At 65.1% G+C, this 25,432-nt stretch carries 23 protein-coding genes and 1 other RNA gene; 4 read left to right on the top strand and 20 right to left on the bottom strand.

Annotated features, from left to right (window positions below):
- Positions 1-353: 353 nt before the first annotated feature.
- The 18 genes from lpxC to rsmI all read right to left on the bottom strand — a co-directional run bounded on the left by lpxC (position 354) and on the right by rsmI (position 19,984).
- The gene (gene lpxC, locus CGS25_RS02710; RefSeq protein ID WP_089032934.1) at positions 354-1,268 is read right to left on the bottom strand and encodes a UDP-3-O-acyl-N-acetylglucosamine deacetylase; all 915 of its coding nucleotides are present in this window, start codon (positions 1,266-1,268) and stop codon (positions 354-356) included.
- Positions 1,269-1,381: 113 nt separating this feature from the next.
- Positions 1,382-2,542 carry a cell division protein FtsZ gene (gene ftsZ / locus CGS25_RS02715; RefSeq protein WP_089032935.1) on the bottom strand — a complete coding sequence of 387 codons (1,161 nt, stop codon included), beginning with the start codon at positions 2,540-2,542 and terminating at the stop codon, positions 1,382-1,384.
- 182 nt (positions 2,543-2,724) lie between these two features.
- Complete coding sequence (gene ftsA / locus CGS25_RS02720) at positions 2,725-3,960, bottom strand: cell division protein FtsA (RefSeq protein WP_101674529.1); 1,236 nt, start codon at positions 3,958-3,960, stop codon at positions 2,725-2,727.
- A gap of 22 nt (positions 3,961-3,982) precedes the next feature.
- A complete protein-coding gene (locus tag CGS25_RS02725; protein ID WP_232802221.1) occupies positions 3,983-4,804 on the bottom strand; it encodes a cell division protein FtsQ/DivIB in 822 nt (273 codons plus the stop codon).
- Complete coding sequence (locus tag CGS25_RS02730; protein ID WP_101674530.1) at positions 4,797-5,753, bottom strand: D-alanine--D-alanine ligase; 957 nt, start codon at positions 5,751-5,753, stop codon at positions 4,797-4,799. The genes CGS25_RS02725 and CGS25_RS02730 overlap by 8 nt, the downstream gene beginning before the upstream one ends.
- Entirely contained in the window at positions 5,743-7,194 is a 1,452-nt protein-coding gene (gene murC, locus CGS25_RS02735; protein ID WP_232802222.1) for a UDP-N-acetylmuramate--L-alanine ligase, read from the bottom strand. Before murC ends, CGS25_RS02730 begins: the two co-directional genes overlap by 11 nt.
- The gene (gene murG / locus CGS25_RS02740; RefSeq protein ID WP_089032940.1) at positions 7,184-8,251 is read right to left on the bottom strand and encodes an undecaprenyldiphospho-muramoylpentapeptide beta-N-acetylglucosaminyltransferase; all 1,068 of its coding nucleotides are present in this window, start codon (positions 8,249-8,251) and stop codon (positions 7,184-7,186) included. Before murG ends, murC begins: the two co-directional genes overlap by 11 nt.
- Positions 8,248-9,408, bottom strand: a complete 1,161-nt coding sequence (gene ftsW / locus CGS25_RS02745) for a putative lipid II flippase FtsW (RefSeq protein WP_089032941.1) — start codon at positions 9,406-9,408, stop codon at positions 8,248-8,250. Before ftsW ends, murG begins: the two co-directional genes overlap by 4 nt.
- Positions 9,401-10,726 (bottom strand): UDP-N-acetylmuramoyl-L-alanine--D-glutamate ligase, encoded by a 1,326-nt coding sequence (murD, locus tag CGS25_RS02750; protein WP_101674532.1) that lies wholly within the window; start codon positions 10,724-10,726, stop codon positions 9,401-9,403. Before murD ends, ftsW begins: the two co-directional genes overlap by 8 nt.
- Positions 10,727-10,743: 17 nt before the next feature.
- Entirely contained in the window at positions 10,744-11,826 is a 1,083-nt protein-coding gene (mraY, locus tag CGS25_RS02755) for a phospho-N-acetylmuramoyl-pentapeptide-transferase (protein ID WP_089032943.1), read from the bottom strand.
- Entirely contained in the window at positions 11,826-13,166 is a 1,341-nt protein-coding gene (locus tag CGS25_RS02760) for a UDP-N-acetylmuramoyl-tripeptide--D-alanyl-D-alanine ligase (RefSeq protein WP_101674533.1), read from the bottom strand. Before CGS25_RS02760 ends, mraY begins: the two co-directional genes overlap by 1 nt.
- Positions 13,163-14,650 carry a UDP-N-acetylmuramoyl-L-alanyl-D-glutamate--2,6-diaminopimelate ligase gene (locus tag CGS25_RS02765; protein WP_101674534.1) on the bottom strand — a complete coding sequence of 496 codons (1,488 nt, stop codon included), beginning with the start codon at positions 14,648-14,650 and terminating at the stop codon, positions 13,163-13,165. Before CGS25_RS02765 ends, CGS25_RS02760 begins: the two co-directional genes overlap by 4 nt.
- On the bottom strand, positions 14,647-16,374 hold the full coding sequence (locus CGS25_RS02770) for a peptidoglycan D,D-transpeptidase FtsI family protein (RefSeq protein WP_089032946.1): 1,728 nt from the start codon (positions 16,372-16,374) through the stop codon (positions 14,647-14,649). The genes CGS25_RS02765 and CGS25_RS02770 overlap by 4 nt, the downstream gene beginning before the upstream one ends.
- Positions 16,371-16,637 carry a cell division protein FtsL gene (gene ftsL, locus CGS25_RS02775; protein WP_101674535.1) on the bottom strand — a complete coding sequence of 89 codons (267 nt, stop codon included), beginning with the start codon at positions 16,635-16,637 and terminating at the stop codon, positions 16,371-16,373. Before ftsL ends, CGS25_RS02770 begins: the two co-directional genes overlap by 4 nt.
- Positions 16,637-17,575, bottom strand: a complete 939-nt coding sequence (gene rsmH, locus CGS25_RS02780) for a 16S rRNA (cytosine(1402)-N(4))-methyltransferase RsmH (protein WP_101674536.1) — start codon at positions 17,573-17,575, stop codon at positions 16,637-16,639. Before rsmH ends, ftsL begins: the two co-directional genes overlap by 1 nt.
- Positions 17,575-18,018 carry a division/cell wall cluster transcriptional repressor MraZ gene (gene mraZ / locus CGS25_RS02785; protein ID WP_089032949.1) on the bottom strand — a complete coding sequence of 148 codons (444 nt, stop codon included), beginning with the start codon at positions 18,016-18,018 and terminating at the stop codon, positions 17,575-17,577. Before mraZ ends, rsmH begins: the two co-directional genes overlap by 1 nt.
- A 540-nt stretch (positions 18,019-18,558) precedes the next feature.
- Positions 18,559-18,921, bottom strand: an RNA gene (gene rnpB / locus CGS25_RS02790) — RNase P RNA component class A.
- 232 nt (positions 18,922-19,153) lie between these two features.
- Positions 19,154-19,984 (bottom strand): 16S rRNA (cytidine(1402)-2'-O)-methyltransferase, encoded by an 831-nt coding sequence (gene rsmI, locus CGS25_RS02795; RefSeq protein WP_101674537.1) that lies wholly within the window; start codon positions 19,982-19,984, stop codon positions 19,154-19,156.
- A gap of 118 nt (positions 19,985-20,102) precedes the next feature.
- On the opposite strand from rsmI, the gene CGS25_RS02800 reads away from it, so the two are divergent.
- The 4 genes from CGS25_RS02800 to CGS25_RS02815 are packed head-to-tail and all read left to right on the top strand — an operon-like array spanning position 20,103 to position 23,481.
- A complete protein-coding gene (locus tag CGS25_RS02800) occupies positions 20,103-21,944 on the top strand; it encodes a penicillin-binding protein activator (RefSeq protein ID WP_157933778.1) in 1,842 nt (613 codons plus the stop codon).
- Positions 21,931-22,308, top strand: a complete 378-nt coding sequence (locus tag CGS25_RS02805; RefSeq protein WP_089032952.1) for a YraN family protein — start codon at positions 21,931-21,933, stop codon at positions 22,306-22,308. Before CGS25_RS02800 ends, CGS25_RS02805 begins: the two co-directional genes overlap by 14 nt.
- A gap of 13 nt (positions 22,309-22,321) precedes the next feature.
- On the top strand, positions 22,322-22,909 hold the full coding sequence (locus CGS25_RS02810) for a phosphoheptose isomerase (RefSeq protein ID WP_089032953.1): 588 nt from the start codon (positions 22,322-22,324) through the stop codon (positions 22,907-22,909).
- Between the two features lie 2 nt (positions 22,910-22,911).
- Positions 22,912-23,481, top strand: coding sequence for a BON domain-containing protein (locus CGS25_RS02815; protein ID WP_089032954.1), 570 nt, complete (start codon positions 22,912-22,914; stop codon positions 23,479-23,481).
- 39 nt (positions 23,482-23,520) lie between these two features.
- Here the strand turns inward: CGS25_RS02815 and CGS25_RS02820 are convergent, their stop codons facing one another.
- Together CGS25_RS02820 and CGS25_RS02825 are read right to left on the bottom strand one after the other, a co-directional pair.
- The gene (locus CGS25_RS02820; protein ID WP_101674539.1) at positions 23,521-24,654 is read right to left on the bottom strand and encodes a mandelate racemase/muconate lactonizing enzyme family protein; all 1,134 of its coding nucleotides are present in this window, start codon (positions 24,652-24,654) and stop codon (positions 23,521-23,523) included.
- Positions 24,651-25,391, bottom strand: a complete 741-nt coding sequence (locus tag CGS25_RS02825) for a GntR family transcriptional regulator (RefSeq protein WP_101674540.1) — start codon at positions 25,389-25,391, stop codon at positions 24,651-24,653. The genes CGS25_RS02820 and CGS25_RS02825 overlap by 4 nt, the downstream gene beginning before the upstream one ends.
- Positions 25,392-25,432: the final 41 nt, after the last annotated feature.

Consider the following 25,432-nt stretch of genomic DNA (forward strand, 5'->3'; position numbering starts at 1 on the left):
CCCCGCAAGGCTCTAGTGAGCCTTGTCGGGGACCATAGAATCTCCCACAAAAACATCCGCTCCGAATATCGGACCCGGCTACAGCGCCGCCGTGGGAGCGGTCCCTGACCGCGAAATCGTTTGGTCGGATGGCGGGATGGCGGCCCCGAAGCCTACCGAGATCGATACAGGGCTGAGGATGCAGCGCGTGCGAGGCCGGGGCGGTTTTGGATCCGGCGTGTTGCGCCCAGCGCAAAGCGTGTAGCGTGCAAGCATGTGGCGATTTACAAAAGCGGGAGACACAGGCAGGGGGAGAACCCCGGCCGTGGGAGAACGGCCGGGGTAACAGGGAGGCTTTCCAGGGCGGAGTGTCCTTACTCCGCCGCCATCACCGGTTTCACGTAGGAAATGGGCGCGGCATCGGCGTCTTCGAAGGTGACCACTTCCCAGGCGTCCTCATGCTGGAGCAGTTCGCGCAGCAGGGCGTTGTTGAGAGCGTGGCCGGATTTGTGACCCACAAACTCGCCAATCAGGCTATAGCCGAGCTGATACAGGTCGCCGATGGCGTCCAGCATCTTGTGTTTCACGAATTCGTCTTCGTAGCGCAGGCCGTCCTCGTTGAGGATGCGGAATTCGTCCACCACGATGGCGTTGTCGACACTGCCGCCCAGCGCCAGATTCTGGCTGCGCAGGAATTCGATATCGCGCATGAACCCGAAGGTGCGCGCCCGCGCCACTTCCTTGACGAAGGAGGTGGACGAGAAATCGATGCTGGCCAGCTGGTTGCGGTCTTCGAACACCGGATGGTCGAACTCGATGGAAAAAGTCACCTTGAAGCCATCAAACGGTACGAAGGTCGCGGTCTTGTCGCCCTCACGGACGGTCACTTCCTTCTTGATCCGAATGAACTTCTTGGCGGCTTCCTGCTCCTTGATCCCCGCCGATTGCAGCAGGAACACAAAAGGCCCGGCACTGCCGTCCATGATCGGAACCTCCGGCGCCGACAACTCCACGTAGGCGTTATCGATGCCCAGGCCGGCCATGGCGGAAAGCAGATGCTCCACGGTGCCCACCTTGACGCCATTCTGGACCAGCGTGGTCGACAACGTGGTTTCACCCACATTCTCGGCGGCGGCTTTGATCTCCACCACCGGGTCAAGATCAACCCGACGGAAGACGATGCCGGCGTTCACGGGGGCCGGACGTACGGTCAGGTAGACCTTTTCACCGGTGTGCAGACCCACGCCTGTTGCGCGGATTACGTTCTTGAGAGTTCGTTGTCTGATCATCGATCCGTCACAAATCTGCCGGTATCCTTAAGGATACAGCCATCCTCATCGCGAAATAAGGGGACGAGTGTAGCAAAAATCACCCCTTGATCGCACCATTTCTCGCACCGGCGTCAGTCGGCCTGACGGCGGAGGAAGGTCGGGATATCGATAAAGTCCAGATCTTCCGCGGTATTCACGCCGCCCCGGGCACCGCGCGCCGCCTGTTGCTGAGCACGCTTGCGCTCCACGGCGGGCCGGTCCAGGTCATTGTAGTCCACCCGTCCGTCGCTACCCACCGGGGTTTGACGGCCGCGAACCACTTTCAGTTCCTGTTGGGCGCCCAAACCGGTGGCCACCACGGTGACGCTGATATTGTCACCCATATCCGGGTCGATGGCCGTGCCGATGATCACATTGGCGTCTTCACTGGCCAGTTCGCTGACGATGTCACCCACTTCGGAGAACTCATCCAGCGCGATCGACTCGTTGGCGGTGATGTTGATCAGAATGCCACGGGCGCCGCGCAGGTCCACGTCTTCCAGCAGCGGGCTGGAAATCGCCGCCTGGGCCGCTTCAGAGGCCCGGTTCTCGCCGCTGGCGACGCCGGTGCCCATCATCGCGGTGCCCATTTCGCTCATCACCGTGCGCACGTCGGCGAAGTCGACGTTGATCATGCCCGGACGCACGATCAGGTCGGCGATGCCTTTCACCGCGCCCTGCAGCACTTCGTTGGCCGCCTTGAAGGCGTCCAGCAGGGTGGTGGAGCCGCCCAGCACGGACTGCAGCTTCTCGTTGGGGATGGTGATCAGCGAGTGCACGTGCTCTTTGAGCGCTTCGATGCCTTCCTGGGCGGAACGCATGCGCTTACGGCCCTCGAACGGGAACGGTTTGGTGACCACCGCCACGGTGAGGATGCCCAGTTCCTTGGCGATCTCGGCCACCACCGGCGCCGCGCCGGTGCCGGTGCCGCCACCCATGCCCGCGGTGACAAACACCATGTCGGCGCCTTCCAGAAGCTCGGCGATGCGCTCGCGATCTTCAATCGCCGATTGACGGCCGATTTCCGGATTGGCGCCGGCGCCCAGGCCCTTGGTGACCTGGCTGCCGAGCTGAATCACGGTTTTCGCCGAGGAGTTACGCAGTGCCTGAGCGTCCGTGTTGGCGCAGATGAAATCCACGCCTTCCACGTTGGAGCGCACCATGTGATCGACCGCGTTGCCGCCGCCGCCGCCAACGCCCACTACTTTGATCACTGCGCCATGGGGTACGGAATCTTCCAGTTTGAATTGCATGTTGATCTCCCGTTAATGCTTCCCTGTTTACTGCTTTTCCCAATCCCGCCCGGACCATCCGGACGGGGTTGAAACCTTTGAATCACGCTGGACGCCGGACGCCTGACGCTGGACGCGAAACACCGCGCGGCGAATGCCGTGCAAAGCGTCCGGCGTCTGGCGTCCAGCGTCCGGCGTTTTCATCAAAAATTGCCCTGAAACCATTTCTTGAACCGTTCCATCCAGTTCACTTCGCCGCCACCGGCCTGGGCGCGGGGGCTGCGGCCTTCTTTCTCCATGCGCTGGCCGTACAGCAGCAGGCCCACGGAGGTGGAATAGATCGGGTTGCGTACCACGTCGGTGAGCCCGGCCACGCCCTGGGGGGTGCCCAGACGCACCGGCATGTGGAAAATCTCTTCCGCCAGTTCCACCGCGCCTTCGATCTTGGAAGAGCCACCGGTGAGCACGATGCCGCCGGGGATCATGTCCTCGAAGCCGGAGCGGCGGATTTCCGCTTGGATCAGGGTGAACAGCTCGTCGTAGCGCGGCTCCACCACCTCGGCCAGGTTCTGGCGGCTGAGGGTGCGCGGCGGCCGGTCGCCAACGCTGGGCACCTTGATGGTCTCGTCGGCGCCGGCCAGTTGCGTCAGCGCGCAGGCGTACTTGATCTTGATTTCGTCGGCGTGCTGCTTGGGGGTGCGCAGCGCCATGGCGATGTCGTTGGTGACCTGGTCGCCGGCGATGGGGATATTGGCGGTGTGGCGAATCGCCCCCTCGGTGAAAATGGCGATGTCGGTGGTGCCGCCGCCGATGTCGACGATGCACACGCCCAGCTCGCGCTCGTCTTCGGTGAGGGTGGAATGGGCGCTGGCCAGTTGCTCCAGGATCACGTCTTCCACTTCCAGGCCGCAACGGCGCACGCATTTCTCTATGTTCTGAACCGCGTTCACGGCGCAGGTCACCAGGTGCACCTTGGCTTCCAGGCGCACGCCGCTCATGCCCACCGGCTCGCGCACGCCCTCTTGGTTGTCGACCACGTATTCCTGGGGCAACACATGCAGGGTTTTCTGATCCGCAGGAATCGCCACCGCCTGGGCCGCGTCGATCACCCGGTCGATGTCCGCCTGGGTCACTTCCCGGTCGCGGATCGCGACGATGCCATGGGAATTAAGGCTGCGGACGTGGGAGCCAGCGATGCCCGCGTAGACCGAATGGATCTGGCAGCCGGCCATCAGTTCCGCCTCTTCCACGGCGCGTTGAATCGAGCGCACGGTGGCTTCGATGTCCACCACCACGCCTTTCTTCATGCCCCGCGAGGGTTGGGAGCCCAGGCCGACCACCTCGACAACGCCCGCATCGGTGACCTGACCGACAATGGCCACCACCTTGGAGGTGCCGATGTCCAGTCCCACGATCATGTTGTCTATTGCATTCGCCATTAGAGGTCTGTCCTCTGTCTCGTTACGCGTTCTTTTCCGCTTTGGGATCGCGCCAGGTCACCGCCATGCCATCGGCATAGCGCAAATCGACCCGCGCCACGCCCCGGCTGTCGGCGCTCAACACACCGCGATACAGGCGCACAAAGCGGCGCAGCTTACCCACATAGTTTTCCCGGTCGACCACCAGCTGCATGTTGTTGTCCAGACTCAGCCGGGCGGTCAGCCGGGCGTTCACTTCCATCCGATCGATGTTCAGGCCCACTTCGCGCAGCAGCTTGCTCATGCTGTGATAAAAGCCCATCACCTCGTCGAGCCGCTGCTCAGGGCCGGTCAGCCGGGGCAAACCGCTCAGGTCGTACTGCTTGAGCCCCTTGAACGGCTCACCGTTGCTGGACACCAGCACCGCTTCGTTCCACACCGCCACCGGCTCGCGCTCGGTGACCTGCAGTTTCACGGTGTCCGGCCATTGGCGGCGCACCGACACCTCCGCGACCCAGCTCAATCCGCGGGCGCGCTGGTAAATCTCATCCAGCGGCGCGGAGAAATAATTGGCGTCGCGCACCAGCGCGGCCAGCGCCGTCTGCACCTGCTGTTGCCGGCGCACGTCGGTGACGCCATCCACGCCGACCTTGCGGATCGGGTATTGATCCAGCACCCGTGGCAACCAGATCGCAGCGGCCATCACCACCACCGCCACCATGCTGACCAACAGCCAGGGCAACGCCGAGGCCAGGCGCTGGCGCAACGGCACGCCCGGCGCCTTGCGTCTGACGGTGGACGCCCTGGCGGACGCCCCGCGCGTGCGGCGCGCGGCGTCCGGGGCACGGCGGGGCGCTCTAGCCACGGGCCTTGCTCCCTTTTCGGGCGCGCCGGGGCGGGAAGCGGTCCACCGCTTCCAGCAGAATGCGCGCCACCAGCGTGGGAAAATCGTCGCCGTCCGCCTTGGCGGCCATCGGCACCAGGCTGTGATCGGTCATGCCGGGCACCGTGTTCACCTCCAGCAGTTGCCAATCGCCGTTCTGGTCGCGCATCACGTCAACGCGCCCCCAGCCCTGGCAACCCACCGCCCGGAACGCCCGCAACGACAGCTCGCGCAGCGCCTGTTCGTCGCTGTCGCTGAGCCCGGCCGGGCACAGATACTCGGTGGTGTTGGCCTGGTATTTGGCTTCGAAGTCGTAGAACGCATTGGGCGTTTTCAAACGGATCGCCGGCAGCGCCCGGCCATCGACAATGGCCACCGTGTATTCCGGGCCGTTCACCCAGGCCTCGACCAGCACTTCGCTGTCATAGCGGCGCGCGCTGTCCAGCGCCTTCGCCAGCTCCGATTCGCTGTCCACCTTGGCCATGCCAATCGACGAGCCCTCGTGGGAAGGCTTCACCATCAGCGGGTAGCCCATCGGGTGATCGTCGCGGCCGGCCACGTAGAAGTCCGGGGTCGGCAGGCCCGCGCCTTTCCACAGCTGTTTGGTGCGCACCTTGTCCATGCCGATCGCCGAGGCCATCACCCCGGAACCGGTATAGGGCAGCCCCAAATGCTCAAGCACGCCCTGGATCACGCCGTCTTCGCCGCCACGGCCGTGCAAGGCGATGAACGCCACCTCGAAGCCCTTGAGGGTGTCCACGTCCACTTCCGAGGGGTCGACCAGCTCGGCGATCAGGCCCAGTTTGCGCAGCCCCTGGTGCACCGCGGCGCCGCTCTTCAAGGACACCGAACGCTCCGCGGAGGCGCCGCCGGCCAGTACCGCCACCCGGCCGATCCGTGACAGGCGCTGTTTCAGGTCGTTATCCAACATGTTTGCCTCCCGGTTCACCGGTGACATGTTCCGCCAGATCCCGGGCGATACCGCCCACGTTGCCGGCGCCCTGAGTGACCAGCAGATCGCCGTCTTCCAGCAGACCGCTCAGCAACTCCGGCAGCCGCGCCGGGTCATCCACGAACACCGGCTCGACCTTGGCGCGCTTGCGGATGCTGCGCAGCAGCGCGCGCGCATCGGCGCCCGGAATCGGCGCCTCGCCGGCCGGGTAGACTTCCAGCATCAGCAGTTGATCGACGCCGCACAGCACGTCCACGAAGTCCTCGTAGAGATCCTGGGTGCGGGTATAGCGGTGCGGTTGGAACAGCATCACCAGACGCCGATCCGGCCAGCCCTCGCGGATCGCGGCGACGGTGGCGGCCACTTCGCGGGGGTGGTGGCCGTAGTCGTCCACCAGGGTGGCGGTGCCGGCGCCGAAGTTGTATTCGCCGAGCACATCGAAGCGCCGGCCCACGCCGGTAAAACCGTTCAAACCCCGCACGATGGCCTGGTCGTCGGCGCCCTCGTCGGCGGCCACGGCGATCGCCGCCAGCGCGTTGAGCACGTTGTGACGGCCTGGCATGTTGAGCGTGATGTGCAGCGGCTCGCCCTCGGTGCGCACCACTCGAAACGCCGTGCTCATACCGTTTTGCACTACCTGTTCAGCACGCAGATCGGCGTCTTCGCTGAAGCCATAGCGGATCACCTGGCGATTCACGCGCGGCAGCAGCTTGCGCACCACCGGGTCGTCCACGCACATCACCGCCACGCCGTAGAACGGCAGGTTGTGCAGAAATTCGATAAAGGTGTTTTCCAGGCGCGCGAAATCGCCGCCGTAGGTGTGCATGTGGTCCGCGTCGATGTTGGTGACGATGGCACTCATCGGCTGCAGATGCAGGAAGCTGGCGTCGGATTCGTCCGCCTCGGCGACCAGATAGCGGCTTTGCCCCAGGCGCGCGTTGGCGCCGGCGCTGTTCAGGCGGCCACCGATCACGAAGGTCGGGTCCAGGCCCGCTTCGCCGAGGATCGCCGCCACCATCGAGGTGGTGGTGGTCTTGCCGTGGGTGCCAGCCACGGCGATGCCGTGGCGGAAGCGCATCAGCTCGGCCAGCATTTCCGCGCGCGGCACCACCGGCACCCGGCGCTGGTGGGCTTCGGCGACTTCCACGTTATCGCTGTCCACGGCGGTGGAGGTCACCACCACGTCGGCGTGTTCGATGTTCTCGGCGCGATGGCCGATTTCCACGCGCACGCCCAAGCCACGCAGGCGCTCCACCACCGCCGATTCCTTGATGTCGCTGCCGCTGATCGCGTAGCCCTGGTTGGCCAGCACCTCGGCGATGCCGCACATACCGGCGCCACCGATGCCGACGAAATGAATGCCGCGAATGCGGCGCATTTCCGGCACCACGTGACTTTCCATTGCCGGCCTATTGCCCATTGGCCACCTCCTGACAAATTCGCGCCACCCGTTGGGCGCTGTCGGCCACGGCGAGCTGGCGGGCGCGCTGGGCGATCTGCGCCAGCGCGTCGCGTTCGGTCATGCCGGCCAGGCTGCGCGCCAGGGCGCCGGCGTTCATTTCCTGCTGAGGCAGCATCAGCGCCGCGCCGCGATCCACCAGCCAACGCGCGTTGAGGGTCTGGTGATCGTCCACCGCCGTGGGCAGCGGCACGAACAGCGCGGCGACGCCGGCGGCGGCCACTTCCGCCACCGTCAAGGCGCCGGCCCGGCACACCACCAGATCGGCCCAGCCGTAGGCTTCCGCCATGTCCTCGATGAATTCACTGACCCGTGCCTTGAGGCCCAGCGCCCGATACACCGGCGCCGCCTCGTCTTCACGGTGGGCGCCGCACTGGTGCCGCACTTCCAGATGGTTGCCCAGCGCCGCCAGCAGCAGTTCCGGCAGATCCTGATTCAGCGACAAGGCGCCCTGGCTGCCGCCCAGCACCAGTACCCGCAAGGGACCCCGGCGGGCGGCGTAACGTTCCTCGGGAGACGGCAATTCCGTGATCGCGGTCCGCACCGGATTGCCCACCCAGACGCCGCCGGGCATGGCGCCTTCGAAACCGACCAGGGTTTCGGCGGCGAAGCGGCTCAACAGGCGATTGGTCAGCCCCGGCACCGCGTTCTGCTCGTGCACCACCAGCGGCACGCCGGAGAGCCGCGCGGCAAGCCCGCCCGGAGCGCTGACGAAACCACCAAAACCGACCGCCAGCACCGGCTGTTCGCGGCCGATCAGACGGCGTGCCTGCCACAGCGCACGCAGCAATTGCAGCGGCCCGAGGATCTTGCGTTTCAAGCCGCCACCGCGCAGCCGCCCCACGCCCAGGATCGCCATTTCAAAGCCGTAACGGGGCACCAGCCGGGTTTCCATGCCGTTTTCCGCACCCAGCCACAGCACCCGGTAACCGGCCGCCGCCAACTGCTCGGCCGCCGCCAGAGCGGGAAAAACGTGACCGCCGGTGCCACCGGCCATGATCAGAACCGTGGCGCTCATCGCGGATTCCTCCCACGTGCCTGCAGCTGGGTCTGTTCGGCGCCGGCGCGCAACACCAGCGCCACCATGACCGCGGAAATCACCAGCGAGGAACCGCCATAACTGACAAACGGCAGCGTCAGACCCTTGGTCGGCAGCACGCCCATGTTCACACCCACGTTGATAAACGCCTGGGCGCAGAACACCAGCGCGGTGCCGTACACCAGGTAGGCGTGATAGAGAAAGCCGCGCTCTTCCAGCGCCCGGCCAATGCCGAACACCCGCCAGCCGAGCACGCCAAATCCGGCCACCATCGCCAGGGTGCCGAGCAGGCCCCACTCTTCGGCGAGCACCGCGAACACGAAGTCGGTGTGCGCTTCGGGCAGGTAGAACAGCTTCTGCACACTGTTGCCCAGGCCCACGCCCAGCCAGCCGCCACGGCCGAACGCGATCAGACTCTGGGTGAGCTGATAGCCGGCGCCGTACTGGTCCGCCCAGGGGTTGGTGAAGCTCATCAGGCGCGCCACCCGATAGGGCTCGGCCATGGCCACCACGCCGGCCAGCGCCACCGCGCCCAGGCCGATCAACAGAAACCGCAGAGTCGGCACGCCGGCCAGGAACAACATGCCCATGGCGGTGATGCCCAAAACCACCACGGCGCCGAAATCCGGCTCCAGCAACAGCATGAAAGTGAGCACGCCCAGCACCCCCAGCGGCACCAGGAACGCTTTCCAGCGGCTCTCGAGAGCGGCTTTGTGTTGGGCGATGTAGCCGGCCAGGTACAGCACGAAGCACAGTTTGACGATCTCCGAGGCCTGGATGGTCACCCCGGGGATCGCGATCCAGCGGGTGGAGCCGTTGACCTCGCGACCCAGGCCGGGCACGAACACCAGCACCAGTGCCACCAGCGCCACTGGCAACATGGCGAAGCGCAGCTTCTCAAGCAGCGCCATCGGCACGCAGCAATACACCAGCGCGCCCACACCCACGCTGATCAGCAAATAGATGCCGTGGCGCAGGCCATAATAGAAGGGGTTGCCCAGTTCGGTTTCGGCGATTTGCAGCGACGCGGAAGTGACCATCACCAGACCAGCCAGCGCCAGCAGCAGCACCGTCCACAGAAGCGGCCGGTCGAACCGGGCGCCGGGAGCCAGCAACGCGCGTGGCACTCTAAACATGGCTCACCTCCCGGGCGCGGGCGGTGAAGTCGTCGCCACGTTCGGCGTAACCGCTGTACATGTCGAACGAAGCGCACGCCGGCGACAACAGCACCGCGTCACCGGGCCGCGCCAGTTGCGCGGCGCGTTTGACCGCCGTGGCCATGTCGGCGACCCGCTCGCAGGGCACGCCATTGAGGCCGTCGGCGACTTTGTCGGCGTCTTCGCCAAGCAGCAGCGCGGCGCGCAGGTATTGTCGGGCCGGTTCCGCCAACGGCGAAAAGTCCTGGCCTTTGCCCTGGCCGCCGGCAATCAGGATCACCTTGCCGTGCACCGCCTCGCCAATGCCGGTGAGTGCCGCCAGGGTGGCGCCCACGTTGGTGGCTTTGGAATCGTTGAACCAGCGGACGTCGCCGGCTTCGGCGATCTTCTGGCAGCGGTGCGGCAGGCCGGCGAAGCCTTTTACCGTGGCCAGCGCGGTGTCGCGATCAAAACCCAGAGCGTGGCTCATGGCCAACACCGCCAGCACATTCATGGCGTTGTGGTGGCCGGTGAGCGTGAGCTCGTCGAGATGCAGCAGACGCTCGCCGTTGTGCAGCAATTCATGGCGCTGCGGGTCCAGGCGGTAATCGGCCTGTGGATGAGTGCCAAAGGTAATTTCCCGGGGCGCCGGCGCCTGCGGGCGGGTGGCGAGATCGTCACGATTCCACACCGCCACCTGACAGCCGTCGTAGATGCGCTGCTTGGCGGCCAGGTAATCGCTGAATTTGCTGTAACGGTCCAGGTGGTCCTGGGACACGTTGAGAATGCTGGCGACCTGGGCATTCAGGCTGTAGGTGGTTTCCAGCTGAAAACTGGACAGCTCGAGAATGTACAGGCCGGCGTCCAGGCCCAGCAGGTCCAGGGCCGGCGTGCCCAGATTGCCGCCCACGCCAGGCTGCTTGCCACAGGCCTGGGCGACTTCACCCAGCAACGTCACCACCGTGCTCTTGGCGTTGGAACCGGTGATGCCCACCAGCGGGCGGCTGGCGGCGCGGGCGAACAATTCGATGTCGCCGATCACTTCCTTGCCGGCGGCGATCTGCTCGGCGATGGCCGGCGTCGATACCGCCACGCCCGGGCTGACGATCAACCGCTGGCTGCGCTGCATCCAACTTTTCTTGAAGCCGCCGGTATGCAGTTTGAGTTTCGGATACTGCAGACGCAGATGGTCAATCCCGGCCGGCTCGGCGCGGGTGTCCAGAGCGCGCACGGCCATGCCCTGCTCCGCCAGATAGCGGATCACGGAGCGGCCGGAGAGCCCTAAACCAATGACCAGATCGAACGCGTCTTTCGGCATATACGTCTTATCGTCCTTCAGCGAATTTTCAGGGTCGCGAGACCCACCAGTACGAGAATCACGGTGATGATCCAGAACCGCACGATGATCTTCGGTTCCGGCCAGCCCTTGAGTTCGAAATGGTGGTGAATCGGCGCCATGCGAAAAATACGACGGCCGGTGAGCTTGAACGACGCCACCTGCAGCATCACCGAGACGGTTTCCATCACGAACACGCCGCCCATGATGAACAGCACGATTTCCTGGCGGACGATCACCGCCATCACACCCAGCACCGCGCCCAGCGACAGCGCGCCCACATCGCCCATGAACACCTGCGCCGGGTAGGCGTTGAACCACAAAAACCCGAGCCCGGCGCCACACAGGCCGGCGACGATCACCACCAGCTCGCCGGCGCCAGCGATGTAGGGAATCTGCAGGTAGGTGGCGAATTCGGCGTGGCCGGTGGCGTAGGCGAAGATGCCCAGAGCCGCCGCCACCAGCACGGTGGGCATGATCGCCAGGCCATCCAGGCCGTCGGTCAGGTTGACCGCGTTGGAAGTGCCGTTGATCACGAAATAGGTCAGCACCACGTAGAACCAGCCCATGTTCAATGCCACGCTTTTGAAGAACGGCACGATCAGTTGCGTTTCCGCCGGGCTCTGCGCGCTCCAGAACAGCGCCAGCCCGGCGCCCAGCGCGCCCACCGATTGCCAGAAGTATTTCCAGCGCGCCGGCAGGCCGCGGGGATTTTTCTCGATCACCTTGCGCCAGTCATCGACCCAGCCGACCGCGCCGAACACCACCATCACGCCCAGGGTGATCCACACGAAGCGGTTGGAAAGGTCCGCCCACAGCAGGGTGGCGATCAGAATCGACACCAGAATCAGGCCACCGCCCATGGTCGGCGTGCCGGCCTTGCTCAGATGGCTCTTCGGGCCGTCGTCGCGGATCGCCTGGCCGACCTGTTTTTCCTGAAGCTTGCGGATCATGATCGGGCCGATCCAGAACGCCAGGAACAGCGCCGTCAGCACCGCCAGAATGGCGCGCAAGGTAATGTACTGGAACACCAGGAATCCGCTGTAAATCTCACCCAGTTGTTCCGCCAGAAACAGCAACATCAGTGCCCCCTCCCCGTGTCGGTGAGCCGTTGCACCACTTGTTCCATGCGGGCACTGCGCGACCCTTTGATCAATACGCTGCCGCCCCGGGCCAGTGTTTCGGCGGCCCGTTCGGCGGCGCTGTTATGGTTTTCCACCGTGTACGCGCCGGCGCCGAACCCCTCGGCGGCGGGCTCCGCGCCGGGCAGCGTCACCAGCGTTTCGATGCCGGCGGCGGCGGCCTCGGCCCCCAGGCCGCGCATCAGATCGGCGGCGTCCGGGCCCAGTTCGCCCATGGCGCCCAGCACCAGCGCGCGCGGCGTCGGCCGGCAGGCCAGCCAGGTAATGGCGGCGCGCACCGAGCCCGGGTTGGCGTTGTAGGTGTCGTCCACCAGCGTGCCGCCCTGGCAGGGAATCACGTTCATGCGCCCGGGCACCGGCTTAAGCAGGGCCAGCCGGTCGGCGACGCTGCTCGGATCAAGGCCCAGCGCCTGTACCGCGCCCAGCGCCAGCACCGCGTTGCCAACCTGGTGAGCGCCCGCCAGGGGCAGCCGCACGCGCACCCCCGAGGGGCTGAGCAGGAACTCGGCGCCACGGTCGTCGAAACTGATGCGCTCGGCGCGCAGCTCACCGTCCTCACCGCCCACGCGCAGCACGCTCAGGCCGAGGGCGCGGGCTTCGCCGGCGAAGAAATCGGCGTAGCTGTCGTCGTTATTGATCACCGCGGTGGCACCGTCGCCGCAACCGCCGAAGATTTCGGCCTTGGCGCGGGCAATGCCGTCCATGGAACCGAATCCTTCCAGGTGCGCGCCGGTGACGTTGGTGACCAGCGCCACCTGCGGCGTGACCAGGGCGCTGGTCCAGGCGATTTCACCGGGGGCGTTGGCGCCCAGTTCAATCACCGCGCGCCGGTGGCCGGCGTTGAGACGCAGCAGGGTCAGCGGCACGCCGATGTCGTTATTCAGGTTGCCACGGGTATAAAGCGTGTCTTCGCCGAGCATCACGGCGATCATTTCCTTCACCGTGGTCTTGCCGGCGTTGCCAGTCACCGCCACGCGTGGCACCGGAAACTGCCGGGCGTAACCGGCGGCCAGGCGGCCCAGCCCCTGGCGGGTATCGCTCACGCGCACCACCGGGAAATCGCTGTTCGGCGCGCCGGCCTGATCCACCAGCGCCGCCACGGCGCCGGCCTGGCGGGCCTGGGCAATAAAGTCGTGGCCATCGAAACGCTCGCCGCGCAGGGCCACGAACAGATCGCCCGGCGCCAGTGAGCGGGTGTCGGTGTTGACCGCGCTGATGGTCAGGTCGCCGCCGATCAGAGTGCCGCCGGTCCAGTCACGGATTTGCGAAAGACGCATCATCGCGCACCTCCCGACGGGGCCGCGCGCCAGTGCTCCAGCGCCGCGCGGGCCAGCAGGCGGTCGTCCATGGGATAACGGTGGCCGGCCATGTCCTGATAATCCTCATGGCCCTTGCCGGCCAGCAGCACCACATCGCCGGGCTCGGCGGCCGCCACCGCGTGGCTGACCGCGCTGGCGCGGTCGGCGAGGCAGCGTACCCGCTCGGGGCGTTCGACGCCGGCCAGCATCTGATTGATGATCTGCTCGGGCGCCTCGCCACGGGGATTGTCGCTGGTGAAGATCACCTGGTCGGCGCCGCGCTCGGCGACCGCCCCCATCAGCGGCCGCTTGCCGGTATCGCGCTCACCGCCGCAACCGATTACGCAATGCAAACGCCCCGGGAAGTGATCCCGCACTGCCGCCAACGCCTTCTCCAGGCCGTCGGGGGTGTGGGCATAGTCGACCAGCACGGTGGGCTTGCCAGTGGCGCGCACCGGTTCCATGCGGCCAGGCACCGCGGTAAGCGCCCGTAGCGCCCGGCTCAGACGCTCGCTGTGCGGCTCCAGGCCATGCAGCACGCCGGCCACCGCCATCACGTTGCTGAGGTTGAACCGTCCGAACAGGGGCAGCGCCACCTCGACCCGCTCACCGCCCACCGACAGCGTCACGTCCATGCCGTGCTGGTGGGGCGAGAACGCCAGGCAGCGCACCGTGGCGCCGCTCTGATCGCCAAACGTAATGCAACGCACGCCGTCGTTGAGCCGCGCCAGCAGAGCCGGCGCCGCCGGGTCATCGTTATTGATCACCGCCTGCTTGAGTTCGGCGCGGGTAAACAGCGCCGCCTTGGCCACCAGGTAGGTGTCCATGTCGCCGTGGTAGTCGAGATGGTCGCGGCTGAGATTGCTGAACACGGCGATCGTCACGGGCGTATCGCCGAGGCGATGCTGGTCCAGGGCGTGGGAAGAGACTTCCATGGCAACGCTGTCGGCGCCGGCGTCGCACAATGCGCGCAGCGCCCGTTGCAGGGTGATCGGATCGGGTGTGGTGTGGCCGGTGGTCAGTTCCTGGCCCTTAAGGCCGGCGCCCAGGGTGCCCATCAGCCCACACGAATGGCCCAGCGCATTGAGGGCATCACGCAGGAACCAGGTAATGCTGGTTTTGCCGTTGGTGCCGGTGACGCCAATCACCCGCAGGGCCTGCCCCGGCTGGTTAAAGAAACGGGCCGCCAACACGCCGAGCTGGCGACGCAAATCCGGCACCGCGATGCATTCGACACCGTCGCAACGGCGCACCGTGAAGCGCTCACCCTCTTCCAGCACCGCCGCCGCACCGGCCTGAATCGCCTGATCGATATAGCGCCGGCCATCGGCCTGGTGCCCGGGCACCGCCAGAAACAGATCGCCGGGCTGCACCGCGCGGCTGTCCAGCCGCAGCTCGGCAATCAGGCGCTCCCGCAGGGGCGCCGGCAGCGGGGAATCGGGCAGCAAATGCCGCAGCGCGATCATGACGGACCTCCGCCATCCAAATTGCCGGCGATCAGGCCATCGGTCTGATCCGGTGGGATGTGCAGGGTGCGCAGCACGCCGCCGACCACGGCGGAGAACACCGGTGCCGCCACCAGGCCGCCGTAATAGGCGTCGCCTTGCGGGTCGTCAATCACCACGGCGGCGGCGATGCGCGGGTTGGAGGCCGGCGCCACGCCGGCAAAAATGCCCGTGTAGCGATCGTCCGCGTAGCCGTGGGCGGTCACTTTGTGCACGGTGCCGGTCTTGCCGGCGACCATATAGCCGGGAATTTGCGCCCGGCGGGCGGTGCCTTCCAGGCTGACCACGGTTTCCAGCATATCAATGATTGAATGGGCCACGTCGCGGCCGATCACGCGCTCGCCCTTCGGCGGCTTATCCACTTTGACCATCGACAGCGGCACGCGCTGGCCATCGTTGGCGAGAATCGCGTAAGCCTGGGCCAATTGCAGCGCCGACACGCTGACGCCGTACCCGTAGGACAACGCCGCCCGCTCCACGTCGCGCCAGCGCGCGCGTATCGGCAGCACGCCATCGCTCTCGCCGGGGAAGCGCACCCCGGTGACCTGGCCGAAACCGAAACGCTCCAGATACCCCGGCAGCACCGACGGGTCCATGGACAACGCCAGCTTGCTGGTGCCCACGTTGGAGCTCTTGGTGAGAATGGTGGTGACGTCGATGACACCGTAATCGCGGTGATCGTGAATGGTCTTGCTGCCCACCCGCAGGGAGCCGGGGTGGGTATTGACCATGGTGGTCGGTTCCACCAGGCCCTGCTCCAGGGCGGCGGCCACGGTGAACGGCTTCATCGTTGAACCCGGCTCGAACAAATCGGTCACCGCCCGGTTGCGCAAGCTGCCACGGGTGATGCCGGAGCGGTTATTGGGGTTGTAGCCGGGCTGGTTGACCATCGCCAGCACTTCGCCGGTTTTTACGTCCAGCACCACCACCGACCCGCCTTTCGCCTTGAAACGGCGGGTGGCGGCCAGCAGCTCTTTATAGGCCAGGTACTGCAAACGCAGATCCAGGCTCAGGGTCACGTCCTTGCCCGGCGCGGCGGGCTGGATCACCTCGATGTCCTGGATCACCCGGCCAAGCAGGTCACGCACCACCTTCTTACGGCCCGCTTCACCGGACAGAGTGTCCTGGAACGCCAGCTCGACGCCCTCCTGGCCTTTTTCATCGATGTTGGTGAAACCAACCACATGGCTGGTCACTTCACCGGCCGGGTAGTAGCGGCGGTATTCGGTGAGCGGATAGATGCCGGCCACTTTTTTGTCCAGCACGGTCTGCGCCTGTTCCGGCGCCAGCCCGCGGGCCAGATAAATGAACTCTTTGCTCTCGTGCTTCCTGACCCGGGCGGCGAAGTCCTGGCTGTTGATGATCGGGTTGCTGCCCAGGCTCGACCACTGTTCCGGGTGTTCCAACGCTTCTTTCGGGTTGGCCCACAACGTAATCACTGGCGTGCTCACCGCCAGCGGCCGGCCGTCGCGGTCACGAATCACACCACGGTGGGCGGCCACCGGCTCCACGCGCAGATTGCGAATGTCACCCTGGTGGGCGAGGAATTCGCGCTCCAACACCTGAAGATCCACCGCGCGAACCACCAACAAAGAGGCGCACACCGCCCAGAACGCCAGCACGAAGCGCCAGCGCAGGGTGGTGTTGGGTTTCCGTGTCGCCTTGCGGCGCGCTGCCCCTCTCATGGCTTTATCATCACTCTTTCGTCGGTGACCGGTAGTTTCATGCCCAGCTCTTCACGGGCCAGGCGCTCCACCCGGGCATAGCTGCCCCAGGTGCTGTGTTCCAATAACAACTGCCCCCAACGGGTCTCCAGCTGCGCCTGCTGGCGCTGCAACTGCTGAGAGCGGTCGGTGAGCCGGCGCGCTTCGTGCACGCTGTAGGCCACGCCCAAGGCGGACGCCACCATCAGTGCCAGCAGCACCACCGGCGCCCAACGGGCGGCCATCAGGCCACTTTCTCCGCTACCCGCAGCACCGCGCTGCGGCTGCGCGCATTGGCGCGCACTTCGTCTTTGCCGGCGCGCAGCGCCTTGCCCAGCGCCTGCAGCCGTACCGGCTTTTCAGTGCCCAGCGGCAAACCGCCACGCCCTTTCGGCGCTTGGCCCGAGTGATCACGGATAAACCGCTTCACCAGACGATCTTCCAGAGAATGGAAGCTGATAATGACGAGACGCCCGCCGATGGCGAGCGTCTCGAGGGTCTGGTCGAGCGCGTTTTCCAGCGCTTCCAGCTCCCCGTTTATATAGATGCGCAAGGCCTGGAAGCTGCGCGTGGCCGGGTGCTTGCCCGGCTCGCCGCGCCCCATCACCGCTTCGATCAATGTGGCCAACTCACCGGTGCTGCGAATCGCCTGCTCCTCGCGGCGCCGGCAGATGGCGCGGGCAATGCGCCGGGACTTGCGCTCATCGCCGTACTGGTAGAGCACATCGGCAATGCTTTTTTCATCGGCGCGCGCCAGCCAGTCGGCAACGCTCTCGCCGTGCTCCGGGTCCATGCGCATATCCAGCGGCCCGTCACGCAAAAAGCTGAAGCCGCGCGCCGGATCGTCCAGTTGCGGCGAGGACACGCCCAGGTCCAGCAGCAGGCCGTCAATGGCGCGGTCCTGCTCGGCCACCAGCGCCGGCAGGCAATCAAAACGGCTGCGGCAAATGCGAAAACGGCTGTCCTCGCGGGACAGCCGTTCACCCTCGGCCACCGCCTGTGGGTCGCGATCCACTCCGATCAGCGTGGCGCCGGCGTCGAGCCGGGCCAACAGCGCACGGCTGTGACCACCACGGCCGAAGGTGCCGTCCACGTATAATCCGTCCGAGCGGGTGGTCCACATTTCCAGTACCTCCTCCAGCATCACCGGCCGGTGTTCGTACTGCCCGTTGTTATCGCTCATCAGAAGGACAGCGCCTGCACGCTCTCGGGCATGGCGTCCTGGTCCAGATTTTGTTGCTCGAGCTCGATCCAGGTTTCTTCGGCCCAGATCTCAAAGCGGTGCATCAGGCCGACCAGCATGGCTTTCTTATCCAGCCCCACCACCGAGCGCAGCTCCGGGGCGACCAGCAAACGGCCACTGCCGTCCATATCGACCTCCACCGCCTGACCCAGAAAGCGACGCTTCAAGGCACGCACCTGGGCGTGCGCGTCACTCTGAGCGGCCACCTGCCGGGCGATGTCCTTCCACTCGGGCAGCGGATACATCACCAGGCAGGCGTCATAGGGGTGCTGAGTGAGCACAACACGGCCACCGCAAGCGCCGTTCAGCGACTCGCGGTACCGCGTCGGCACAGTCAGCCGACCTTTCGCATCCAGATTGAGCGCCGTACGCCCGTTGAACACTGGTCTTCCCCTCTCTTATAGGAAGCTGGGTCCATCCCACTTCCTGCCACGGGATAAGTGATTTTTCCCACTTCAACCCACTTCTAACCACAATGCGACACTCTATGGCCAGCCAAGAGAACAAGTCAAGCGGACGGAAACCGTTGAATGTAAAAGAAACTCTTTGAAAATCAGTTTGTTAGCTGAGTCACAAAGACAGGAGGAGGGGAATATCGCGAACACTTGTATAGAGAATCAGCCGCGTGCGGGTCGCAGCTCACAAGTTACTTTAAGTGTTAGATTCTTTTGGAATAAAAAACTGGAAAAATCGGCAAATATGGAAGAAAACGGGTGAGTACTGACTAACGCGGGAGAGGCTAGAAACAGGGGAGAGGATGAAGGGAACAGGATCGGTTGGGGGTGACGGGGCCCGCCGGGCTTCGTTGAAGGGGCTGCAAGCTACACGCTGCAAGTTACAAGGGCGGCTACGTAGCGGCCTTTGCAGCTTGCGGCTTGCAGCTTGCGGCTTGCAGCTTGCGGCTTGCAGCTTGCGGCTCGAATAAAGTGGGTCGGTCGATAAGCCGGGTTCTGTCGTGGACAGCCATTCATCTGGGACCCGCGTCGCCGCGAGCCTCTAGCGACCTACCCGAATCCAGCGCGGGCCGCGCCAATGGATTCCTATTTGGTCTTGCTCCGGGTGGGGTTTACCCTGCCACCGCTGTTGCCAGCGGCGCGGTGCGCTCTTACCGCACCTTTTCACCCTTACCCGATGATCCGAAAAACACCGGGCGGTACGTTTTCTGTGGCACTGCCGTAACCACGCCGTCACCAGCGCAGTCCCCAGGCGTTACCTGGCACCCTGCCCTATGGAGCCCGGACTTTCCTCCAGTGGTTCACACCACCAGCGGCTGCCTGACCGACCCGCCGCGGAGTGTATAGCAGCGCGGGGGAATGGGGAACAGGTTCAGGCCATGCCGACGGAGCGGCCGTGGTTTTCGGGATGCGGTTAAAAGTTGAAAGTTAAAAGTTGAAAACGAGACCGCTCAGCAAGCGCCATGCTGTCTGGAGCGTCTGTAACTTTTAACTTTTAACTTTCAACTGCTCACCACGGAGCCCACCGCTCGCCCAGCACACCAGGTCTTCGCCTGTGCGCTGGTTACTCCTGCAACCCCTCCAAATACCCATACAACGCCTGCCGTTTCAAACCCGTATGGCCGGCGAGGATGCGGGCGGCGCGGGAGAGGGGCAGTTCTTGCAGAAGGGCTCGGGCGAGAGCCTGGTCCTGGTCGCTGAGTTCGCTGCCACGGGCCGCCGGCGAGAGCACCAGCACCAGTTCGCCACGTTGCTGGTCGCTGTCGCCGCGCACCCACTCCAGCAGTTCGGCGACGGGCGCGCGGCGCACGGTTTCAAACCGTTTGGTCAATTCCCGGCACAGTGTCAGCTCGCGCTCCGGCGCGACGTGCGCGGCCAGGCTTTCCAGCAGCGTCAGCACCCGGTGCGGTGCTTCGAAGATAATGCTGGTGATGTCCAGCCGCGCCAACCGCTCGATCGCCTTTTCGCGCACCGCCCCCTTGGCGGGCAAAAAACCCTCGAACAGAAACCGGTCACTGGGCTGCCCGGACACCGCCAGCGCCGCCAGCAGGGCCGAGGCGCCCGGTATCGGCACCACCGCCACACCGGCTTCCTGGCAAGCGCGCACCAGCCGGTAGCCGGGGTCACTGACCAACGGCGTGCCGGCGTCACTGATCAAGGCGCCGTTCTCACCGGCCACCAGACGCGCCACCAGCTCCGGGCTGCGCTGCTCTTCGTTGTGGTCATGGCAGCTGATCAGTCGCTGCTCCAGGCCCAGTTGCTGCATCAATTTGTGGCTGTGCCGGGTGTCCTCGGCGGCCACCCAGTCGACCTCCGCGAGCACGCTTAACGCGCGGCGGGTGATGTCGTCCAGATGGCCGATCGGCGTGCTGACTACGTACAGGGAGCCGCTCATTTCGTGCACTGCCTCGCTGACTGGAACAAAGGCCTCCGGGGCGGGGGTGATTCGGAGGTTCCAAACCGCCTACAATAGCCGCTTCATTCGCGCAGTAGCAAAGGGTTGCACCAACGCCATGGAACTTCGACAGGCTCGTCTGGCCATCCTGGCCATTGTTTTCGCCGTCGCCGGCTGTGCCCAATTGCCAGCCCAGCAAAACACCGCTTCCAGCAAGGAGGTGGTGCCCGCCCGGCAGGCTCCCAGCCAGCTCAGCAGCGCCACCAATCAGCTCGACCAGCTCAGCGGCGCGGCGCGCGCCGACACGGCGCTGGCCTGGGCCCAGTATTACCTCACCCATGAGCGTGTCGAGGACGCCGGCGAGTTACTGGACCGGGTCGGCAACGGCAACCTGGATCAGACCCAGCGCTACAATTGGCTGCGCTTGAGAGCCCAGGCCTGGCTGGCCAGCCAGCACCCGGACCGGGCACTGGCCCTGCTGGATCAGTACAGCGGCACCACCAGCGGCTTCGACGCCCAGCGCCGCGCCGGCCTCAATCTGCTGCGCGCCGACGCCCTCTATCTGGATGGCCAGATGATGGCGAGTCTGGAAGAGCGGGTCGCGGTGGACCCGCTGCTCGGCAGCGGCGACCAGAGCTACAACCGCAAGCTCACCTGGGAAACGCTGATGGCGCTGCCGCTGCAAACCCTGGAAGAAAACAGCGCCAATGCCTCCGGCGATCTGCGCGGCTGGCTGGAGCTGGCGCAACTGTACCGGGACCCGCAGGCCAACCTGGACGGCCAGATCAATCAGCTTCAGGACTGGCGTTCGCGCTGGCCCAACCACCCCGCCGCCGAGCAACTTCCTGGCATGGTCAACGCCATGCAGACCGCGGCCCGCGAGCGCCCCAGCCACGTCGCCGTGCTGCTGCCCGAATCAGGCCCGCTGGCGGGCGCCGCCCAGGCGATTCGCGATGGCCTGATGACCGGTTATTACAGCGCCCGCGACGCCGGCAACTCGACACCGGAGCTGCGCTTTTACGATGTCAGCGGCGGCGATCCGCAGGCGGTCTATCAACGGGCCGTCACCGAAGGCGCCGAGTTCGTGATTGGCCCGCTGGCCAAGGACAACGTCGCCGCGCTGGCCGCCATGGGCACGCCGCCGGTGACCACCCTGGCGCTCAACTACCTGGACCAGAACAGCGAGAACGCACCGCTGTTCCAGTTCGGCCTGGCCCCGGAAGACGAAGCCCGCCAGGCGGCCCGCCAGGCGCTGCGCGAAGGCCACCGCTACGCGGGCGTGCTGTATCCGGAAACCGAGTGGGGCCTGCGCATCAGCCAGGCCTTCATGACCGAATGGCAACAGGGCGGTGGCCAGATCGCCGCGCAGAACACCTTCAGTGACGACAGCATCGGTGAATCGGTGAAGGCGCTGATGGGCCAGGCCCGCTCCCACCAGAGCCAGCAAGGCTATGGCGGCGGTGGCGGCGAATACGAGCCGCACGTGGGCCAGGACATGAGCTTTGTGTTTCTGGTCGCCAACCCCAATGAAGGCCGCCAGATCAAACCGGCGCTGAACTTCCACTACGCCCGTTATTTGCCGGTTTACAGCACCTCCTATATTTACGACGGCACCCCCGCGCCCCGCCGCGACCAGGACCTGGACGGTGTGCGCTTCCTGGACATGCCCTGGGTGCTCTACACCGACAGCCGTCTGCATCAGCGCGCCGCCGAAACCTGGCCGGAAGGCCACGGCCGCTATACCCGCCTGTTCGCCATGGGCGTGGACGCTTACCGGTTGCAAGCACGCCTGTCGATGCTGCGCCATCTTCCCGACAGCCGCTTACCCGGCATCACCGGCAACCTGCATCTCAACGGTGCGCGGCTGGTGCGCGAGTCCAACTGGGCGGTATTCCGCCACGGTGAGCCGACGCCATTGCCGCAAATCAGCGGCGCGTCGGGAACGGATGAGCTGGAGTAAGAAAGACACCGGCGACCGGGCGGAACGGAACGCCCGGGCCTGGCTGGAGCGCCAGGGCCTGCGCCCGGTGTGCAGCAACTATCGCTGCCGGCTGGGCGAGATCGATCTGATCATGGAGCACCAGGAAACGCTGGTGTTCGTGGAAGTGCGCTGGCGCAGCCGCCATGACTACGGTGGCGCGGTGGCCTCGGTGGACCGGCGTAAGCAACGGCGCCTGACCCAGGCCGCCCGGCATTATCTTGGCCGCCATCCGCAACAGGCCAACCGGCCCTGCCGCTTTGACGTGCTGGGCATGGAGCCGGACCACGATCAGGAAATTCGCTACCATTGGATACCCAACGCTTTCTACGCCAGCGATCATTAAACGGAGACAGACAATGAGTGTGGACCGCATCAGACAGTTGTTCGCCGAAAGCATGGAAACCAAGGCCAAGGCCGGCGAAGTGCTGCCCGAGGCGATCGCGGCGGCCGGCCAGGTGATGGTCGAGTGCCTGCTCAACGGCGGCAAGATTCTCACCTGCGGCAACGGCGGCTCCGCCGGCGACGCCCAGCATTTCTCCTCGGAGCTGCTCAACCGCTTCGAGATGGAGCGCCCCGCCCTGCCCGCCGTGGCGCTGACCACCGACTCCTCGACGCTCACCTCGATCGCCAACGATTACAGCTACAACGAAATTTTTTCCAAACAGGTGCGCGCATTGGGCAACGGCGGCGATGTTCTGCTGGCGATTTCCACCAGCGGCAACTCCGCCAACGTGATCCAGGCGATCCAGGCCGCCCACGACCGGGAGATGAAAGTGGTCGCGCTGACCGGCAAGGAAGGCGGTGAAATGGTGAACCTTTACGGCCCCGGCGACATCGAAGTGAGGGTGCCCGCCAGCTCCACCGCGCGCATCCAGGAGGTGCACCTGCTGGTGATCCACGCGCTGTGTGATTTCATTGACCAACAATTGTTCGGAGGCCCCTGATAATGCGCCACCCCTGGCTGATTCTCCTGCTTGGCGTTCTGCTATTGCCCGGCTGCGCGACCGTGTCGAAGAACATGGCCACCGATCCGGTTGCCAAGGACAGCGGCGCGCGCTCATTCGGTTTTTTTATTGAAGACGCCAACATCGAGCGCAAAGCCAAGCTGGCGCTGGCCCGCGCCAGCGTCGAACTGGACGACGCCCACATCGTGGTGGTCAGCTTCAACGGCAACCTGCTGTTGGCCGGCCAGGTGAGCAGCGATTCGCTGCGCACCCAGGCCGACAACATCGCCCGTGGCATTCGCCATGTGCGGCATGTGCACAATGAGCTCAAGGTCTCCGGCAATTCCGGGTTCCTGGCGCGCACCAACGACGCCTGGCTGACCAGCAAGGTGAAAAGCCGGCTGCTGGTTGATGGCAACACCCCCGGCGCGCGCACCAAGGTGGTCACGGAAAGCGGCGTGGTCTACCTGATGGGCCTGCTCACCCGCGCCGAAGCCGACGCGGTGGTCGCCCAGGTGCAGCAAGTCAGCGGCGTGCAGAAGATCGTCAAGATCATCGAATACATCGATTGATAATTTCCGGCCGCCGCCCTTGGGCGGCGACCGGACTCATCAATGTTCGCCGACCCGATACTGGCTCAGGTTTTCCAGCCCATCCAGATCGCCGATGCCGGGCGCTTCACCCAGACAAGCGCTGCCCTGCTCCACCCGATTGAAACAATCGCACAACTCACTGCGTAACGGGTTCGGGTTGGCGTCGACTTCCAGCGCGCCGTCACCGCCCACCGCGGCCAGCAGATGCCCCGACGCCAACAGCCCGAGCCCGCCGCCAAGGTAGTGCGGGTAATAGTGCAGCCCGGCGTCGTTGATCGCCTTGGCCACCGGCAAGCACTGGCTGATGCCGCCCCACTTGGCGATGTCGGGCTGAATAATCGACAGCGCACCGCTGTCGATCGCCTCTTGGAAACGTTCTTCGCCCAACAAATTTTCACCGGCGGAAATCGGTATCTCCGACAACTCGCTGACTTCCCGCCAGTGCTGCCAAGGCGCCGTGCACAACAACGGTTCCTCGATCCACTTCAGGCCCAGGCCGGCGAACGCCGGCAGGTTGTCCCGCGCCTGTTCCAGGCTCCAGCCTTGATTGACGTCGATCATCAGTTCAGCGCTCTCGCCCAGGGTGTCGCGCAAGGTGCCCAGATTGCCGAGATCCCGTTCCATGCCGAACCCGACCTTCAGCTTAAAACGTGTGTAACCGCGTTGTTGCATGTCGCTGGCCAGGCGCTCCGGGTGCGTCGGGTTGAGACCGCTGGCGTACACCGGAATGCGGTCCGACTGACCGCCCAGGTAACGCCACAAAGGCTGCCCCGCGCGGCGCGCGCACAGATCCCAGATCGCCAGATCAATGCCGGCCAGGCACTGGGCAAAAGGCCCTGGCTCCGCCGACTGCAGAGACAACACCCGGGTTTGCCGCGCCAGGGTGGCGTACGCCTGTTGCGGCGAATCGTAGCGGGTCCCGCGCACTAACGGCGCGAACACGCTGGCCACCAGCCGCGCCCGATGTTCGGCGCCGACCATGGGAAAATTGCACCAGATTTCGCCCCACCCTTGATTGCCGTCCGTGTCCACCACCCGCACGGCGACCATCGGCCGGTCGGACATGGTGCCGAACGAGGTTTGCACCGGGCTGTCCAGTGGGCAGCGGTACACAAAGGCGGTGATGTCACGAAGGGCGACTGCGTCGTTCATGCTTTCAAATCCATTTCAAGGTGTATGTAGTCGCCCCGGTACGTGGCTTCCGCCACATAGATGATGTTTTTGTCCGGGTCCACCAGCACCCGGCGCACGTTGGCGATGGGATCACCCAACGGCAGGTCGAGCAGGCGGGAAACTTCCAGATCCGCTTTCGAAATGGTGATGCTCTGCTTCGCCTGGGCCACCGTGATGTCCTGCGACATCAACACCGGAAGAATGATTTCGTTGCGGAAGCGTTTTTCCGCTTTCTTGAACAGCTTTTTCTCAAGGTAAATGGAGATCACGCAATACTTCACGCCATCGCGGGCGTGCACGCGCCGCAAATGATGATAAGACTGAGCGGGAATGCCATCGCTTTCGGTCAGGCACAACGGCGCGCTGGAGTCGGAGATATTGGTGACCACCGGCTTGTCGCCACGGTAGGCCTCCACCATGGCGTCCAGGGTGGTCTCCATCTTCACCGGGCTGTGCCGGGTGGTGCCTTTAAGAACAAGGGTGCCGATGCCCCGCTGCACTTGGATCAGCCCGGAACGGCTCAGCAATTGCAGCGCCTGGCGCACCGTGACCCGCGACACCGAGAACTCTTTCATGAGCACCTCGATGGAAGGCAGCATGCTGCCTTCGGCCCATATTTGCCGCTCTATGCGATAGCGGAAAATGTCCGCCAGTTGCAGGTACAGCGGGATCGGACTCGCGTTGAGCAGCCCTTTTTGTTCACCACGGTCAGCCATTTAAAAATCCCGGGAGCCATCTGAAAAGGCGGTCGCGTATA

The sequence above is a fragment of the Alloalcanivorax mobilis genome (assembly GCF_002864685.1).
GTDB lineage: Bacteria > Pseudomonadota > Gammaproteobacteria > Pseudomonadales > Alcanivoracaceae > Alloalcanivorax > Alloalcanivorax mobilis.

Excerpts from the sequence above, each read along its gene's own strand:
- CGS25_RS02765 (WP_101674534.1), bottom strand. The coding sequence starts at position 14,650 with ATGATCGCGCTGCGGCATTTGCTGCCCGATTCCCCGCTGCCGGCGCCC.
- ftsA (WP_101674529.1), bottom strand. The coding sequence starts at position 3,960 with ATGGCGAATGCAATAGACAACATGATCGTGGGACTGGACATCGGCACC.
- mraY (WP_089032943.1), bottom strand. The coding sequence starts at position 11,826 with ATGTTGCTGTTTCTGGCGGAACAACTGGGTGAGATTTACAGCGGATTC.
- ftsZ (WP_089032935.1), bottom strand. The coding sequence starts at position 2,542 with ATGCAATTCAAACTGGAAGATTCCGTACCCCATGGCGCAGTGATCAAA.
- murG (WP_089032940.1), bottom strand. The coding sequence starts at position 8,251 with ATGAGCGCCACGGTTCTGATCATGGCCGGTGGCACCGGCGGTCACGTT.
- CGS25_RS02800 (WP_157933778.1), top strand. The coding sequence starts at position 20,103 with ATGGAACTTCGACAGGCTCGTCTGGCCATCCTGGCCATTGTTTTCGCC.
- murD (WP_101674532.1), bottom strand. The coding sequence starts at position 10,726 with ATGCCGAAAGACGCGTTCGATCTGGTCATTGGTTTAGGGCTCTCCGGC.
- murC (WP_232802222.1), bottom strand. The coding sequence starts at position 7,194 with ATGGGCAATAGGCCGGCAATGGAAAGTCACGTGGTGCCGGAAATGCGC.
- rsmH (WP_101674536.1), bottom strand. The coding sequence starts at position 17,575 with ATGAGCGATAACAACGGGCAGTACGAACACCGGCCGGTGATGCTGGAG.
- CGS25_RS02760 (WP_101674533.1), bottom strand. The coding sequence starts at position 13,166 with ATGATGCGTCTTTCGCAAATCCGTGACTGGACCGGCGGCACTCTGATC.
- CGS25_RS02820 (WP_101674539.1), bottom strand. The coding sequence starts at position 24,654 with ATGAACGACGCAGTCGCCCTTCGTGACATCACCGCCTTTGTGTACCGC.
- CGS25_RS02825 (WP_101674540.1), bottom strand. The coding sequence starts at position 25,391 with ATGGCTGACCGTGGTGAACAAAAAGGGCTGCTCAACGCGAGTCCGATC.
- ftsW (WP_089032941.1), bottom strand. The coding sequence starts at position 9,408 with ATGTTTAGAGTGCCACGCGCGTTGCTGGCTCCCGGCGCCCGGTTCGAC.
- ftsL (WP_101674535.1), bottom strand. The coding sequence starts at position 16,637 with ATGGCCGCCCGTTGGGCGCCGGTGGTGCTGCTGGCACTGATGGTGGCG.
- CGS25_RS02770 (WP_089032946.1), bottom strand. The coding sequence starts at position 16,374 with ATGAGAGGGGCAGCGCGCCGCAAGGCGACACGGAAACCCAACACCACC.
- CGS25_RS02730 (WP_101674530.1), bottom strand. The coding sequence starts at position 5,753 with ATGTTGGATAACGACCTGAAACAGCGCCTGTCACGGATCGGCCGGGTG.
- CGS25_RS02810 (WP_089032953.1), top strand. The coding sequence starts at position 22,322 with ATGAGTGTGGACCGCATCAGACAGTTGTTCGCCGAAAGCATGGAAACC.
- rsmI (WP_101674537.1), bottom strand. The coding sequence starts at position 19,984 with ATGAGCGGCTCCCTGTACGTAGTCAGCACGCCGATCGGCCATCTGGAC.
- CGS25_RS02815 (WP_089032954.1), top strand. The coding sequence starts at position 22,912 with ATGCGCCACCCCTGGCTGATTCTCCTGCTTGGCGTTCTGCTATTGCCC.
- lpxC (WP_089032934.1), bottom strand. The coding sequence starts at position 1,268 with ATGATCAGACAACGAACTCTCAAGAACGTAATCCGCGCAACAGGCGTG.
- CGS25_RS02805 (WP_089032952.1), top strand. The coding sequence starts at position 21,931 with ATGAGCTGGAGTAAGAAAGACACCGGCGACCGGGCGGAACGGAACGCC.